14 protein-coding genes and 1 pseudogene are annotated in these 15,457 nt (G+C 37.4%); 6 read left to right on the top strand and 9 right to left on the bottom strand.

The genetic code is table 11. The features are described from left to right. Positions 1-163: 163 nt before the first annotated feature. Positions 164-724: an ATP-binding protein gene (locus HDCHBGLK_RS09045; RefSeq protein WP_004608015.1), complete on the bottom strand. Its 561-nt coding sequence runs from the start codon at positions 722-724 to the stop codon at positions 164-166. Further along, the gene (locus HDCHBGLK_RS09050; protein ID WP_004605805.1) at positions 725-2,296 is read right to left on the bottom strand and encodes a Mu transposase domain-containing protein; all 1,572 of its coding nucleotides are present in this window, start codon (positions 2,294-2,296) and stop codon (positions 725-727) included. It abuts the gene before it with no gap. 151 nt (positions 2,297-2,447) lie between these two features. Here HDCHBGLK_RS09050 and lanM point away from each other — a divergent pair. The 5 genes and pseudogenes from lanM to HDCHBGLK_RS09080 all read left to right on the top strand — a co-directional run bounded on the left by lanM (position 2,448) and on the right by HDCHBGLK_RS09080 (position 9,009). Beyond that, positions 2,448-5,086 (top strand): annotated as a pseudogene (gene lanM / locus HDCHBGLK_RS09055) (type 2 lanthipeptide synthetase LanM). Positions 5,087-5,400: 314 nt separating this feature from the next. Further along, a complete protein-coding gene (locus HDCHBGLK_RS09065; protein ID WP_004608012.1) occupies positions 5,401-6,723 on the top strand; it encodes a radical SAM/SPASM domain-containing protein in 1,323 nt (440 codons plus the stop codon). Between the two features lie 42 nt (positions 6,724-6,765). Next, positions 6,766-7,470, top strand: a complete 705-nt coding sequence (locus HDCHBGLK_RS09070) for an ABC transporter ATP-binding protein (protein ID WP_050755152.1) — start codon at positions 6,766-6,768, stop codon at positions 7,468-7,470. Beyond that, positions 7,467-8,117: an ABC-2 transporter permease gene (locus HDCHBGLK_RS09075; RefSeq protein WP_004608010.1), complete on the top strand. Its 651-nt coding sequence runs from the start codon at positions 7,467-7,469 to the stop codon at positions 8,115-8,117. Before HDCHBGLK_RS09070 ends, HDCHBGLK_RS09075 begins: the two co-directional genes overlap by 4 nt. Positions 8,118-8,148: 31 nt before the next feature. Continuing rightward, on the top strand, positions 8,149-9,009 hold the full coding sequence (locus HDCHBGLK_RS09080; protein WP_004608009.1) for a site-2 protease family protein: 861 nt from the start codon (positions 8,149-8,151) through the stop codon (positions 9,007-9,009). A gap of 23 nt (positions 9,010-9,032) precedes the next feature. Here the strand turns inward: HDCHBGLK_RS09080 and HDCHBGLK_RS09085 are convergent, their stop codons facing one another. The 3 genes from HDCHBGLK_RS09085 to istA are packed head-to-tail and all read right to left on the bottom strand — an operon-like array spanning position 9,033 to position 11,566. Then, complete coding sequence (locus HDCHBGLK_RS09085; RefSeq protein WP_004604852.1) at positions 9,033-9,275, bottom strand: hypothetical protein; 243 nt, start codon at positions 9,273-9,275, stop codon at positions 9,033-9,035. Continuing rightward, entirely contained in the window at positions 9,268-10,041 is a 774-nt protein-coding gene (locus HDCHBGLK_RS09090) for an ATP-binding protein (protein WP_004605482.1), read from the bottom strand. Before HDCHBGLK_RS09090 ends, HDCHBGLK_RS09085 begins: the two co-directional genes overlap by 8 nt. Beyond that, positions 10,034-11,566: an IS21 family transposase gene (gene istA, locus HDCHBGLK_RS09095; RefSeq protein WP_130574654.1), complete on the bottom strand. Its 1,533-nt coding sequence runs from the start codon at positions 11,564-11,566 to the stop codon at positions 10,034-10,036. Before istA ends, HDCHBGLK_RS09090 begins: the two co-directional genes overlap by 8 nt. Before the next feature lie 264 nt (positions 11,567-11,830). Here istA and HDCHBGLK_RS09100 point away from each other — a divergent pair, with 264 nt between their 5' ends. Continuing rightward, entirely contained in the window at positions 11,831-12,250 is a 420-nt protein-coding gene (locus HDCHBGLK_RS09100) for a hypothetical protein (RefSeq protein WP_039909925.1), read from the top strand. 36 nt (positions 12,251-12,286) lie between these two features. Here the strand turns inward: HDCHBGLK_RS09100 and tnpA (HDCHBGLK_RS09105) are convergent, their stop codons facing one another. The 4 genes from tnpA (HDCHBGLK_RS09105) to tnpA (HDCHBGLK_RS09120) form a co-directional block, all read right to left on the bottom strand. Further along, positions 12,287-12,622, bottom strand: a complete 336-nt coding sequence (gene tnpA, locus HDCHBGLK_RS09105; RefSeq protein ID WP_004608005.1) for an IS66 family insertion sequence element accessory protein TnpA — start codon at positions 12,620-12,622, stop codon at positions 12,287-12,289. Between the two features lie 47 nt (positions 12,623-12,669). Next, a complete protein-coding gene (locus HDCHBGLK_RS09110; protein ID WP_004608003.1) occupies positions 12,670-14,286 on the bottom strand; it encodes an IS66-like element ISCsc1 family transposase in 1,617 nt (538 codons plus the stop codon). 150 nt (positions 14,287-14,436) lie between these two features. Next, positions 14,437-14,781 (bottom strand): IS66 family insertion sequence element accessory protein TnpB, encoded by a 345-nt coding sequence (gene tnpB / locus HDCHBGLK_RS09115; RefSeq protein WP_004608002.1) that lies wholly within the window; start codon positions 14,779-14,781, stop codon positions 14,437-14,439. Then, on the bottom strand, positions 14,775-15,188 hold the full coding sequence (gene tnpA, locus HDCHBGLK_RS09120) for an IS66 family insertion sequence element accessory protein TnpA (RefSeq protein WP_039909923.1): 414 nt from the start codon (positions 15,186-15,188) through the stop codon (positions 14,775-14,777). The genes tnpB and tnpA (HDCHBGLK_RS09120) overlap by 7 nt, the downstream gene beginning before the upstream one ends. Between the last annotated feature and the right edge of the window lie 269 nt (positions 15,189-15,457).

Below are 15,457 nucleotides of genomic sequence, written 5' to 3' on the forward strand. Positions count from 1 at the left end.
GATATACCTGCAATGGATCTTTTCATGGGAATGCTCATACTTGGTGGCTGCCACTCAAGCGCTACACCGTTCCTGAGCGCTTCTAGCGAATGCCTTGCAACTTTCTCCAATTTGGAGATGCAACATTCTCCAATTCCCGTTTGCAACTTTCGGTAATTCTATTTTACAATAAACACATCAGGCCAAAGTCATCTATCACAAGAAGATCGAGTTTCGTAAGTTTGTTCAGATAATCCAGATTAGTAGCTTTGATACGTGCTTGTTCCATTTCACTCATAAGAGTGTTCGCTTTGATATACCTGACACTTTTGGACTGTTTCATAGCTGTTACGCAAAAAGCATTGATCAAATACGTTTTACCACTTGCTGAAGAACCTGTTACAATCAGGTTTTTTCCTTCCTCTATCCAGTGACAAGTGCTCAGACGTTCAATTATCTGCGTGTCTAACTGACGCTCAGGACGATAAATCGTCTCATCAAGATCTGCAGCCGGATACCTGAGATGAGCTTCTTTCATCAAACGATTGAAGCGTTTATCCGCCCTTGATTGCCATTCCGAATTGATCATCGCTGACATACGTTCCTTAAAAGTATTCAGATCCGCATTCGGATCTCTCAACTGTTCCTCCAATATACGTGCCATTTCCGGAACTCTGAAACTTTTCAGTCGAGAAATCAGGGCCTGTTCTTCCGGTGTCAATGTGATTTCGCTTTGTATTCTCACTTATTTATAGGCCTCCTTTCCACGGATATTTGCATGGGAAGGAAGTGTTCCTGATGCAGCTGTGTTATTAATAGAATGATTGTTTTGGACCATGCCAAGTACTTTTTTAAAATAAGAATACTTGCAGGCATTTGCTTCTACACATTTATCCGCAGCTTCTTGTACGAGCCTGTGTGGCACATCCTTACAGGAATGAAGGACTCCGGCACAACTGTTGTAAGCTTGTTCTTCATGTTTTGGACTGCGCAGGATCCTATCTATAAGAGTGACCATAGAATCGCCGTATACAGATGCCCACCGCCGATAATAAGCACCATCATGGGCATTAACCTCTTTATAATAAAGATGTTCTTGCGGCATATGGCTGTCATCTGTGATATATAGCGGAAAATCCCTGTAGGATCTCGGATGTCGGCAGATCAGACGGTTGTACTCATCGCAGATCCTTATTTCTGCCATTGTTGCCTTTAGAATTGCCGGCTTTCCTCTTTGGGTATACAATACAGAGTAGTAGTGGGCATCATATTCAAGATGATAATTATCAGGAACTTTAAGAAAGTACTTATAATCACAAAGCGTGTAATTCTCGCCGGGAAGCTTGTTCATACGCGGTTTGTCATACTTTTCAAATCCAGTTATCCTTGATTTACGGATATCTGATTTTTTCTGAAATGGTCGCTGATTGATGTCCTCTACAATTCTTTTTGTAGCATCATTTAAAGCCTCAAGCGAGGTATAGGTATTTTTCTTAAGTTCTTCGACTAAATAGATTTCCAGAAAGCGAACATGATTTTCAATCGTTGCTTTTCCCTTTGGTTTGCGCGGCGGTGGTGGAAGTATGATTGTATCATAAAAAGTTTCCAGATCTGAAAAAGCCGTCTGTAATACAAGCTCATCCTTATTATGTCGGGTAACAGCCGTTTTCAGATTATCCGGCACAAGATATCTGGGAACAGCACCGTAAAAAGATAATGCATGTACGGTACCAGTGATAAAATGTGGCAGTTTTTCATCTGGAAAGGCTTCTGCATAAACAAGACTGCTGAAACCAAGAGTTGTTGCAAAAATGTGTACTTTCTTGAGTTCTCCAGTTGAAGGATCCAGAAGCAGCTCTGGTTGATCACCTACCCAGTCGATGTACATCTTTTCACCGGGAATTCGTTCAACCGGCATGGATACTTTTGTGGATCCATAAGTATTTACCAGAAAGTCTCTATACAGTTTGTAAAACTGTGATAGCTGATAACCATTAGGATTTTTCTTTTTGTACTCGATCCACAGAAATCCAAGGTCTGCATTCTTTCCCATTTGGATCATGTTCTCATGAATTTGGTGAAAATCAGGCAACGGAATGTTTTTGTGGCGAAGATTATCCTTGGGATAAATCAGATTGACCACCTTTTCGGCCGGCATCTGCTTTAAATCATCCAATGATAATCCAGAATCCCGATAGCGTTCCATAATCAGTGAGATTCCGCTTCTTCCAATTCGATATCGTTTCTGAACATTGTCATAGCTGATCTTGTTAAGTCTTAGTTCTATGACACCTATGATAGTAGTGTAGTCGTGCATAATTGCTCCTCCTTTACACTGTGATGAATAATAGTTACATCACAATAATAAAGGAAAGGCGTACCGTTCGAGCAGAAAGTTCATACCGTTATATCAGAATGCACATACCGATAATATTGGAATTAGCGTACCGTTCGACCGGAATTTGCATTTGCACGTCTATAAGGAAAAAGAAAAATTAAGAGGTGAAACACCGATAAAGGAATATAATTATTTTTGCGAAAAATATGTTTCTACATTTGAATTTGTTCATGAATTGTTTGAAATATATCCCGTATTATATAGAATTATAGAAGAAAAAATAGAAAATTTTATAAAATATTATATAGAGATTTTTGATTTTTTTGAAAAAGATAAGAACAAAATCGGAGAAAAAATATGTGGCGGAAAATTGGTGAAAAGGATAGAAGAAATAGATTTTTCTCTTTCTGATTCTCATAAGAGCGGAAAGAGGGTGGCGAAACTTAAATTGGATAATGGAATGTGGATATTATATAAACCAAGAGCTATGAAAAATGATGAAATATATATGCAATTAATTCAATGGATAAGCCATCATATTGGAATGAAACAGTATGAATATCCTTTTTTAACATATGAGGAACATAGTTGGACATATATTGTTGAGCAGAGTTCCTGCAATTCAGAAAAAGAGTTAGAAAACTATTACGTGAGATTCGGAATACATCTTTTTTTAACATATTTGTTGGGGGCGCAAGATTTACATTATGAGAATATAATTGCAGCAGGTGAATATCCGGTAATTATTGATTTGGAAGCTTTATCTGGAATTCCAAGAAAACAAAAGGGAAGATCCATAGATGAAATAATATATCATCAATTAGTAGAATCGGTATGGAATACGGGATTACTCCCATTTTGTTGGGGGACACAAAGAAGAAAAGGGGTAGAGTGTAGTGGGATAAATGGTAAAGGTGGACAGAAATATTTATTTAAGATTCCGGTTGTTGTAGAAGGTGGGACATCAAATATGCATATAGAATATATGTGCCCTATTTCCGAAGAAAAGCAAAATTTACCCAAAATAAAAGAGGGATTTATAGATATATCACATTATAAAGCGAAAATAAAAGAAGGATTTTGTAAAGCGTATCATATTGCGTTACAGAGAAAACAAGAATTATATTGTTGGGTGACAAAACTAAAAAATTGTGAATGTCGTTGTTTTATGGAAGATACACAACGCTATGGGATGCTTTTGTTTAGTTCCTATCATCCCCAATTATTAAAAGATGGGGCAGAAAGAGAAATTTTCCTTCAGGCTATGTGGGATAATAGAAATAAAAATGATTACCTAATCGTTGATAGTGAAGTGAAGGAATTACTGAGAGGGGATATTCCATTTTTTTCATTTCATATGGATTCTAAAAATCTGCTATTGGGGAATGGTGGAGTGATTTCTAATTATTTTATGAATACACCAATGGAATTATTATATCAAAAAGTACGGTTGTTGAATATAAAGGATATGGAAAAACAATGTGAATATATAGACATTTCTTTTGACATACTACAAGCACCAAAACAACAGTGTGTAAATAAAGTGTATAAGACTTGTGAGAAAAAGGTTGATTGTAGTGTTGTAGAACGGAATAATACAGCAAATAGCAAACTTGTGGATATGTATATTGAGAGATTATTAAAATATAAGGTTTTTAATTATGATAATACAGAAATTAGTTGGTATACAATTCAACTTGAAGATCAATATGGATGGAGTGTTAAAACAATGAATATATATTTATACGATGGTTTAGCAGGTATGTTCTTAATAAGTTGTTTTTTGCAAAAATATCAAAATACTCGTGAAATTGCCAAGATAAATAAAATATTACAATCCACATTATTTCATTATACAGAAAAGGGCTATGAGTCGATGAAAAATCTTCAATCCCAAAATGTCGGTGCATATGAAGGGGAAAGTTCTATATTATTAACATATCTTATTGCATATCAATACAAAAAGGAAAAGATATATTTAGATTATGCTAAAAAACATATAAAAATAATTGAGCAGTTGATACAGATGGATACAAATTATGATGTTCTTAAGGGGAATGCCGGCGCTGTTTTGGTGCTTTTAAAACTATATGGTATATGCCCTGAAAAAAAATATTTAGTATTAGCAGAAAAAGCAGTAGATAGGTTACAGGAAAGAGCATTAAATTTAGAGCATGGAGTAGGTTGGGAAATCGAAAAACAAGTGCCGATGGCAGGAATGGCACATGGGAATAGTGGAATTTTGATGGCCTTTGTAGGGATGTGGAAGAAAACAAATAAAAGTAAATATTTTGAATTTGCAAAAAAATATTAGATTATGAAGATTTTTTATATGATCCTTCGATGGGAAACTGGAAAGATATGCGAACACATGAGTGCATACAGGATAACGTGGGAGCTATAGCATGGTGTCATGGAGTGTCGGGGATACTGTGGTCAAGAATGTATTGCTATGCTCAAAATACAGATACCATTTGGAGAGAACGTATTAAAACAGACATGTTTCGAGCATATCAGAAATTGGTGAAATATTGGAGAAGAGATAGTTGGTCTTTATGCCATGGAAATTGCGGGAATTTGTTGGTTTTAGAAAAGGCAAAAACATTTTTTGAAGAATGTTCAATTAATGAAAAATATATTTTTATGAAAGAAGATATTACATTGTTACCACAAGAAAAAATGAATCCAGGTTTATTTAATGGTTATGGAGGTATTATATATTATATGTTGAAAATGCAGGACAAGAATATACCAGATATTTTCTTATAAATAACCAATAATGGTCAATATATATACTTGAGGGTCAAAGTCTTGAAATAAATACCTTAAATAGTTAGAGTATAATTATAATCGATTATAAAAAAAATATGGAAGGAGGAGCTAATATGAAAACACCAAAAATTGTAGCTAGAGGATGGACTTGTGTGGGATGTGCGGGTTGTACAGCGTGTTGGGCAAGCGCAACTGCAATAAGTCATGTATCAGCAGCTAATATATTTGGATAGATTAAACGCGACAATGTTAAATAAAGATTTACATTGTCGCGTATTTAAAAATAATTGTATTATTTAGGGAGAAAAATAATGAAAGAATATTTGTTTTGGGACGATGAAATTTTAATTGAATCAATAAATGCTGATATTATTTGTTTATACGTTTTCAAAGGGAAAGAAGTAGAAAAAAGAATGATTAATAATATAGCAAAAGAAATTATTCTTAGAATTAATGGCATGCATACATTTGATGATATAGTAAAGTATTTTTCGCAAAAATACGAGACAAGTATAGAAGAAGTTGAAGGGAAATTAGTTCCTTTTCTTGAAGAATTAGAAGAAGAGTATGGACTGAGTATTCGGACTAGTTCACATCCTAAAGAGAAAAAGGTCAAAGAAAAACAACAGAATTTGTATCCGCATGTAGCATCGTTAGAAATTACTCATAAATGTAATCTTAAGTGTTTACATTGTTATGGGAGTTTTGATTGTTTAAATCAGAAAAGTATGCCAATAGAACGGATAAAGAAATTACTTAAGGATTTAAACGATATTGGAACATGGGTTATTGAACTTACGGGAGGAGAGTGCTTGATTCATCCTCAATTTAAAGAAATTTTGCTATATGCCCTTTCGTTAGACTTTGTTCATATTAACATATTGACAAATGGCGTTGCATTAACCAAAGAGATAAAAGATATTATTATATGTAATAAAGATAGGGTGTTTGTACAAATTGATATACATAGTTTGGAGGATGAATATTTAGAGTGGTTTACAGGTGCAAAAAATATAGCAGAAATAGTTAAAAGCAATGTGAGAGAGCTCGCAGGCGAAAATGTTAAAATGAGAATTGCAACAACTGTAACTAAAAGAAATATAGATGAAGTGGAAAAAATAGCAGATTGGGTATATTCTCTCGGAATAAAAATGTATGTCCCATCTTCGGTTATAGAATTAGGAAGGGCTGTGTACTCTGAACCAGATATATTATTAGATCAAGAAATGCAGATAAAGTTGTTTAAAACAATAGATAGGATTAATGAAAAATACGATGGATTTATAAATACTCTAAACAGTGATGAATTTAGACAGAGTTCCAATTGTGGTTGTTTATCTTCACACGTTACTATTGCTGCGACAGGAGATATAAAAATATGCACAATGGATACCGGAGAATATACAGGTTATCAATGGGGAAATGTTTTTGAACAGAATATAAAAAATATATATGATGAAAAACAAAGTGAATTCATAATATTTTCGGAATTAGAAGCACCAAACGCATTGTCAGAGGAGTGTCGTGAGTGTGAAAAAAGGTTTTTTTGCTCATCATGCATATTAAGAGGAATTGTGGCAGGGAAAGAGAAGGGTGAAAAATGTAAATGGATAAAAAATATGCCATTTGTGTAAAAATTAAAAGAAGTAAACAGATAGCATAGAGGAAGAATGGATATGTTAAGTGTAAAAAATTTAAAAAAGGAATACGATAAATTCAAAATTGATAAAGTTAGTTTTTCGGTTGAACGTGGGAAAATTACAGGGCTTATTGGAAATAATGGGGCGGGGAAAACAACCGTATTGAAATGTGTGATAGGAGTTCTACAATATGATTTCGGGGAAATAATTATTGACGGGTTAATGCTTGAACATCATGAGGAAGAGTACAAAGAAAAAATAGGAATAGTATTTGATAGTGGATATTTTTATGAAAATTTAACGTTGGAAGAAATGAAAAAAATTATTTCAGCAGCCTATCAGAACTGGGATGAAGAAGTATATCAAGGATATTTAAAGAAATATAAGCTGGATTCAAAACAAAAAATAGAAACGCTTTCTCAAGGAATGAAAATGAAATACGCTTTAGCACTTGCGCTATCTCATAATGCAGAAATTTTAATATTTGACGAACCAACGAGTGGTTTAGATCCAAAAACAAGACAATTATTTTGCGAAGAAATGATAGATCAAAAAAAACATGGAAGAACTATTTTGTTTTCTACGCATATTACATCAGATCTGGATAAAATAGGAGATAATATTATTCTTATGGATAGAGGGAGAATTTTAAAGGAAGCTACAAAACAAGAGTTCCTTATGGGGGAACCAACTGTAGAAGCCGCGATGGTGAACTTAATAACTGAAGGAGGAAAAGCATGAAAATATTAACTTTGATAGAGAAGGAGATAAAACTAGCAGGGAATTATTTTTGGCTATCCATAATGGTGTTAATTGGTATTCCTATTTTTTTGAATCAGCAGAGTGGTGGACAATATAGTGGAATTTATACATTAATGATTGCTCTAAATTTTTCAATATATTTTCTTTTTAATAATATTTTTTTAAACGAGGATAAATATAAAGGGAATTTATATATGCTAGCATTGCCCTTTGGTAAGAACAGACTTGTATTGGCGAAATATATATTAGCGATTCTGATGTTCATATTTGCTATAATATGTTATAAGGGGATGGCAAGTGTAGGAGTATATTTAAATATTGTATTTTCTCAATTAAACTATTCGGAGATGTCAATTGTATTTTTTGTGTTTAGTCTAATAATAGGTATATTCTTCCCAATTTATTACAAGTTTTCTTATGCAAAAATAAAAGTTCTTTTGGCGGCAATCATGATTTTTTTACCGACATGGGGATTAGTGATACTCAAATATATTCTGGATATTGAAGTGGTATATCAAAAAATTGTGATAAGTACGCGTGCTTTGATTAGTATTAATATTTTAAGCATTATAGTTATGTTATGTTCTGTGTCTATTTCCATAAAATGTTTGAATTCTAAAAATTAAAATCGTTATATGATTGTGTAGGATAGAATAAATGAAAAAAAGTAATATAAAAAAAAGAATATATCAAATAGTAGGAATAACAATATACATATGTATAATTCTTTTAGTGGGTAAAATGACAAGAAGTTTTTTGCAGGAATTCAAATATGAGATGGGGGAGTTTAATATTGCTACATTAGGGAGTTTTATAGGGGCTTATGTTGTATGCGTATTGGTACATGAATTAGCACATTTAATCAGTTTTTTATTGATGGGATTTCCAGTTGTAGCAGCGGAAATATGTGGTATACTTTTGCTTTTTTCACATAGAAAAATCAAAGTGAAAATTAATTTTAGTAGAATTATGTTAGGTGGTTGGATATTGCCAGTAGTGAAGAAAAATATAGTTTCGTTAAAACAGTACAAACACTATAAAAGAGGGTTTTCATTTGCTTTGATTATGGGTCCAGTGGTTTCTTGTGTGCTGATGGTGTTTTCACTCCTGATTAATATAAAATTAAAAAATGATGATATTTGGTATAGGCAATTTTTCTTTTTATTATTTTTCTTCTCGGCAGGGTTTGTGATTTCAAGTGTTTTGAAAAAAGGAAATAGTCGTGGGGATATTTATTCATTTTTTTTAATACAAAAAAGAAAAATATTTTTTTTGGTACAGATGTGTGAAAATATAGATATGGAAAAAGAAAAAAATATTTATAAAATATCTAATTGCTTAATTAAAGAGTTGGAAAAAGAATTGCAATTTCAAGCGAAGAAAAATAGTAATATTTTAGAAGTGTTTTTTGCAAGCACTTTTTGGAGAAAAATGCAAAATATTTTTGGAGAATGTTGCATCTCCAAATTGGAGAAAGTTGCAAGGCCTCGGCTGGCAGCTATTCTGCCAGCTACATAGCCATTGCAGACCATATTTAGTTGTTATAGCGTGAGATATGGAAACGGAAGTTCCGAGTTTTCATCTTCATGTGCATGTTCCCTGAAATAGCGGAACTCCTCATCCAGCTCTTTATAATGGATAAAATCATTTAGATATCTCAGATCTTCTTCTGCGCATCGGTGATCTTCTATGAGATCAAGAAGATAATCATTCATCTCCTCATAGCGTTCCTGAAGATTTTGATATTTTTTCTGTTCTTTGATAACTTTTTTATTTTTAGCCATTGTTACCTGCCTCCTGACTGCTGATTCTTGAAAGAGTTGCATTGATGCTTGATTCACGTAACCGATTATTGATCCCCGGGAACAGAATCAGTTCCACATGGTGGGTGAGCCTGCCAATCAGTGCTGTTGTCATCCGTTGGTCATAAAGAACGTTCACCCACTGTGAGAATTCAAGATTCGTGTTTAAAATCACCGATTTCTGCTCGTGTATCTCAGAAAGATAATCAAACAGAAGCTGTGAACCGGTGCGGTCATACGGAACATATCCGAATTCATCCAGAATCAGTATCCGGGCACTGTTAAGCTTCTTTTTCAGTGCAGTAAGCTTTCCGCTGCTCTGACTCTCGGAAAAGAGATTGATAAGTCCGGCAGTGCGGTAGAATCTTACCGGAATTTCCTGATTACATGCAGACATTCCAATCAGAATGGAAAGCATTGTTTTACCGGTTCCTGTTCCTCCATACATGATGACATTTTTTCCTGTATGATAAAACTCCAGGTCTAACAGGCTTTGGAAGCTGACGTCTTCCGGGAAATCTATCTCATCTGCCCTGAATTCCTCCACGCGGTATCTACGTGGGAAGCCGGCGGTATTGAGGAACTTGCTCTTCCTTTTTGCTGTACGGTATTCAATTTCGTTTGTCAGGAGGTTTAAAAGGTATTCCTGCGGTGTGTCTCCTTTCTGCTCGAAAGCCTGCCCTGCAAAGTTCGTGGACAGCTTGAGCTGTTTGCAGCATGCTGCAATGGATTTTTCTATATCAGCCATTTGAGACACCTCCCTTCTTAAGGGCGGCATCCAGCATTTTCAGATCATTTCTGAATGGAATGACCTTCTGCTGTGGCAGTAAAACTTTGTTTTCAAGCGGAGGCAGAAGCGGTACATCTGCATAGGTTCGCCTGTAAAGGCTCTGCAGACTGTCCGGATCTGTGGCATTCAGCCGGACTGCTTCGTCAACTGTTCTGACAGCACTAGCAAACCCGGTTCTTTCCGTAAGTTCTGCAAGCACCTTCAGGACACGTCCGCGTTCCTTGCTTTCGCATTTATCCATGTATATCTGCATGGTTTGTGGCATCATGTCATATATGCCGCTGTTTCGAAGAGAACGGGGTTTCCTGGCGATATATGTAAGGTATGGCAGCCAGTCCATTCTTTCATGTTCATTGCCGTAAAGGCGCTTATGACGCACCACTTCGTGCATATCTTTGTCCATGACAATCACATCAGAGGATGTAATCTTGAGATTTACAATGGACTCACAGAAAGCCGGTGAAGCAGAATAACGGTGCTTTCCTGCGTCAAGAGTAAACTTTCCATATTTATCCGTTGTTGCCGTTGTGTAAAGTGCCGTATCAAACGGAACGGAAGGAAGCGGCAGTAAACGAGCCTTATCTTCTTCAAACAGTTTACTGATAAAGCGGTCATCATCGTCATCATAGTGCTCACGCTGCATATCGATTTCACAACGATCCAGAAGATGCTTGTTTTCTTTCACAAGATCATCAAAGCGGGGTGCCGGTACAAGTTCGTTGCGGCGCAGGTAGCCAACCTTGTTTTCCACGTTTCCTTTTTCCCATCCGGATTCAGGATTCATAAAAACCGGCTTAATGCGGTAGTGTTCACAAAAGCGTTGAAACCGCTCTGTTACATTACGCCCGCCACCTTTGATGATTTCGGTAACAATGGTTCTGGTATTGTCAAACCAGATTTCCGTGGGAACACCACCGATGTGCTCAAATATGGCAACCAGTCCTTCCAGAAGACATTCCATGTTTTCGCCATAATTAAGCTGGAGGAAACCTCCGTTACTGTAGGGAAAACTGAGCACAAGGTACTTAGCCTCGTGATGAAGCCTGTCATTTTCATAAAAATCGGCTGTTCCAAAGTCTGACTGGGCTTCGCCGGGATGATGATTAAGAGGGATATAGCCATCGGTTCTTTTTAGCCGTAGTTCCTCTTTCTTCTGTTTGACGTATAAGGCAACAAGCCGATAACTGCAGCCGAAACCATCTGCTTCATCCTTGAGGCGTTTAAATACTCTTTTGGCTGTATGCCGTTGCTTTCTTGGTGCAAGCTTGTCTGCCTGCAGCCATTCATCAATCAAAGGTTTGAATGGGTCAAGCTTGGATTCGTGAACCTCTGATGATGCAGGTTTGGGAGATGGATTGTTAAAGTCCTCCATATCCACATATTTTTTGACCGTTTTCCAGTTAAGGCCGGTCTCAGATGCGATTTCAGAAATGTTCTTATCTTGCCGGTAGAACATATCTCTGATATGATGTATCTGATCCATTGTAGTTGACATTCTCCTTTCCTCCTTGTCTTTATTGTTTGGACTACAATAAAGATAAGGTTAATGGTTTTTGGATATACCTGCAATGGATCTTTTCATGGGAATGCTCATACTTGGTGGCTGCCACTCAAGCGCTACACCGTTCCTGAGCGCTTCTAGCGAATGCCTTGCAACTTTCTCCAATTTGGAGATGCAACATTCTCCAATTCCCGTTTGCAACTTTCGGTAATTCTATTTTACAATAAACATTTAGAAGATGCTATAATGGTTAGTGCAATAAATATTATATTGATGAGATATATTATATGTGGCGATATAATAGATTCCTCTACGAAAGAACTATTTGAATATTGCATAAATACGTTGGAAACAGATAAAATTCGGTTTATGGAGGAAGAATGTAAAATATTATTTATTCATCTTATATATTATTTGAAATACGAAGATGATCATAGATGGGAAACGTTGATTCCATATGCTATAAATATTTTTGATGATGATGGAGTAAACCAGTATTATAAAGCGCAAATAAAACAAATATGTTATTTGGAAAATAATTTGGAATTTCTAAATGAGAGGGAGAATATAAAAACTTCATCTTTTTGGGAAATTGAACATTTGCTGAATATACAACAACAAGATGAGAGAAATTTGCTTAAAATTTTTTGTGAGAGTATTAATTAATCATAAAGCAATCTTAAATGCTGGATGAATTAATGATTATTCCGGGTTTCCAGCGCATTCTGGTCGCAGTTCCATAGACGCAGGAATCATATCCAATGGCTGTTCATATGAGATGGTGTCAGGATTATGAAAATCTACCCTGACGACTTCCTGGCTTTCCGGAGTGTTATAGCTGCGTCCGGTTGCCGCTGGTAAATCCATGCAACCTTTTTGCCGTAGTCGCTTTACCCAGTTATAAAAGGTTCCAGGCTTGATGTCGTGTTCCGCACACCATTGATGATCTGTCAATCCACTTTGACGGCATTCCATGATGAGACGGTATTGTTCTTCAGCAGGTATTCTGTAAGTGCAAAATATTGCTACGTTACTCATAAATTGCGCCTGCACCAAAATGATAGATGCAAGCGTTTTACTCTATTTTAGTTTTGACAGTTAGCTTTCGCAGCCTTGCTCCATGGGGCGAACTGCTCTAACTGCTCATCTGACATTTTATCATTCGGTCGTTGTGACAAGAGATATGTCAGATATTTATAGGTATTCAGATCATTCGCTTTTGCCATCTCAACCATAGTATACACAATAGCACTGGCGGTGGCTCCTTTAGGACTGGCACTGAACAACCAGTTCTTCCTGCCAACGGTGAATGGTCTGATCGCATTCTCGCTGAGATTGTTAGAAAAACTGCAGTGGCCGTCTTCCAGATAGGTCATCAGGGTGTCTTTCCGATTTTGGGCATAGTTCACCGCTTTCGCCAAACGAGTCCCCTTGTTTGGGTGCTGTTGATCCAGCCAATCCCAGAATACATCCAGTATCGGCTTTTCTTTTTCAAGACGAAACTGTTTTCTCTGCTCTGCGGTATGATTTTTTGCTTTTGAGTACCGTTCACAATCAAACAGCTTGGAACAGAACTGCACTCCCTGCACTGCGGGAAGACTATAATTATACTCTTTCCCCTTCGGTATGGCATCTGTGAAGTAACGTCTCACATGCGCCCAACAAGAGCATCGTTTGATATCAGGCAGATTATGATGACCTTGATACCCATCCGTTTCCAGATATCCGCTGAAGCCTTGCAAGAATGATTCTGCATGGAACTTTGCTCTTGTCTCTGTATAATGATAGAGTAGAATCGGTGGAAGACCATCTTCTCCGCTGCGGAAGAGCCACATCCAGGAATCTGTTTCCGGATTGCGCTCCGGCTCATTCAGCACTTGAACCCGTGTTTCATCTGCCATCAGATATTTACGCACCAGTAACTGACGGTGAAAATAGTCATAAACATGGCGAAGATAATTCTCGGTGCAGTAAATAATCCAGTTGGCAAGCGTAGCACGGTTCAATGGTACACCCAGTTGTTTCCAGTCCTCTTCCTGCCGGTTTAACGGCAGACCATTCTGGTACTTCTGGTGCATCGCCCATGCAACGACAGATTCTGATGCATAACTTTCCGGGATCAACGGTTCCTGAACAGGAGCCTTGACAAAAGTCTGGTCATCGGGATGTTCCGCTGATATGGCACACTCCGGACACTTATAGGTTTCACGATAGATATTTACAACTTTACCTTTGGCAGGGGTAAAGCGGAATTCATGACGGACGAATTCTTTCCCAATACATTCCATCTGTGTTCCGCAGGCTGGACAGTTCCGTTCCTCCTCCGGAAGAGAAATGATCTCGTCGCAGGAAGGCACGTTTTTAAAGAGTTCAGCGTGAGTCCGTCTTGCTTTCCGCTTATGCTCCGGGACAATGATGCCATCAGGAAGTTCCGGATTCCATGCCGGATCCGCTTCCTGCTCGGCTTCATCAAAAAGATTCAGCTGGCCTTCGATATCCTTCCGTTTTTCGCTGGAAGTGCCAAAGAGCTTCTTCGTGAGATATTCAATCTGTTGACGAAGAGTCTCTTTTTCCAGACGGTCTGCTTCCAATGTCTTTTGTAAAGACTGGATCAGTTCTGTCTGTGCAGCAATCGTCTTATTCAGTTGGTTGATCATGTCCTTATACGCAAGGATTTTTGAATCTTTTGAATTACCAGCCATACGTTTTCTGCTCCTTTATCTCTGCTCTTAGTATACCACAAAAAGTGAAGAAAAAGAAGCAGAAAACCCAGTATTTACAAGGGAGCAAGGCGCTTTCCAGGGTGTGGAGCGCCCCGCATTTCTACCGGATTGCAGAGAAGTTTTCCACCATCATTCCGTAGGTTTGAACGCTTTAGGCTGTTCGATTTCAAGACCGGACATGAGCCAGTCGAATTGCTGCCAGGTCAGTTGTTTTACTTCCAACTGATTTTTCGGCCACCGGAATCTGCCCTGAACTTCCATGCGTTTATACAACAGCACAAATCCATCGGATTCCCAGAGTAAAGCTTTGATCCTGTCACAACGTCTTCCGCAGAAAAGATACAGGGCACTCCGTCTTGGATCCATGTGAAGTTGCTCCTCTACAATGGCACACAGTCCGTCAATGGATTTCCGCATATCCGTTCTGCCTGTTACGATATAGATTTCATCGGCGACCGTGATATCCCCTAACATTCCAGCTCTTTCACAATGCGAAGTGTCTGAGCCAGAAGCTGTGGATCTGTTCCATTCGGGATAGTCAGAAGAAACCTTCCAACAGACAGCTTCATAGGTGCTGCCTCAGAAATGCTGCTTCTTTCCATAGACGCAGGAATCATATCCAATGGCTGTTCATATGAGATGGTGTCAGGATTATGAAAATCTACCCTGACGACTTCCTGGCTTTCCGGAGTGTTATAGCTGCGTCCGGTTGCCGCTGGTAAATCCATGCAACCTTTTTGCCGTAGTCGCTTTACCCAGTTATAAAAGGTTCCAGGCTTGATGTCGTGTTCCGCACACCATTGATGATCTGTCAATCCACTTTGACGGCATTCCATGATGAGACGGTATTGTTCTTCAGCAGGTATTCTTTTGCTTCTCATGAGCAGTCCTCCATAAATCGAATAGAGTAAAATGCTTGCATCTATCATTTCTAGCAACAGAAGATGAAGTAAAATGCTTGCATTCTCTATTAATCATTATGGACTGAGTTTTAGGGCAACGCAATCCGTCGAATTGTTTTGCGCTTACTTATGAAATACTTCCTTATCACTGGAAAACTAAGCTTTTTTGAGGTTTTCCAAAAAATTATTTAAAAAATTAGCACTCACCTCTTGGCTCGTTTGGGGTGGTTTTGTCCTGTGGTGTCAGA

It is taken from the genome of [Clostridium] scindens ATCC 35704 (genome assembly GCF_004295125.1).
In the GTDB taxonomy this organism is placed as follows: Bacteria; Bacillota; Clostridia; order Lachnospirales; family Lachnospiraceae; genus Clostridium_AP; species Clostridium_AP scindens.

Bases quoted from the DNA above. Each gene is read 5' to 3' on its own strand.
- tnpA (WP_004608005.1), bottom strand. From the start codon at position 12,622: ATGAGTAACGTAGCAATATTTTGCACTTACAGAATACCTGCTGAAGAA.
- HDCHBGLK_RS09075 (WP_004608010.1), top strand. From the start codon at position 7,467: ATGAAAATATTAACTTTGATAGAGAAGGAGATAAAACTAGCAGGGAAT.
- HDCHBGLK_RS09085 (WP_004604852.1), bottom strand. From the start codon at position 9,275: ATGGCTAAAAATAAAAAAGTTATCAAAGAACAGAAAAAATATCAAAAT.
- tnpB (WP_004608002.1), bottom strand. From the start codon at position 14,781: ATGTTAGGGGATATCACGGTCGCCGATGAAATCTATATCGTAACAGGC.
- istA (WP_130574654.1), bottom strand. From the start codon at position 11,566: ATGGATCAGATACATCATATCAGAGATATGTTCTACCGGCAAGATAAG.
- HDCHBGLK_RS09080 (WP_004608009.1), top strand. From the start codon at position 8,149: ATGAAAAAAAGTAATATAAAAAAAAGAATATATCAAATAGTAGGAATA.
- HDCHBGLK_RS09065 (WP_004608012.1), top strand. From the start codon at position 5,401: ATGAAAGAATATTTGTTTTGGGACGATGAAATTTTAATTGAATCAATA.
- tnpA (WP_039909923.1), bottom strand. From the start codon at position 15,188: ATGAGAAGCAAAAGAATACCTGCTGAAGAACAATACCGTCTCATCATG.
- HDCHBGLK_RS09090 (WP_004605482.1), bottom strand. From the start codon at position 10,041: ATGGCTGATATAGAAAAATCCATTGCAGCATGCTGCAAACAGCTCAAG.
- HDCHBGLK_RS09050 (WP_004605805.1), bottom strand. From the start codon at position 2,296: ATGCACGACTACACTACTATCATAGGTGTCATAGAACTAAGACTTAAC.
- HDCHBGLK_RS09070 (WP_050755152.1), top strand. From the start codon at position 6,766: ATGTTAAGTGTAAAAAATTTAAAAAAGGAATACGATAAATTCAAAATT.
- HDCHBGLK_RS09100 (WP_039909925.1), top strand. From the start codon at position 11,831: ATGGTTAGTGCAATAAATATTATATTGATGAGATATATTATATGTGGC.
- HDCHBGLK_RS09110 (WP_004608003.1), bottom strand. From the start codon at position 14,286: ATGGCTGGTAATTCAAAAGATTCAAAAATCCTTGCGTATAAGGACATG.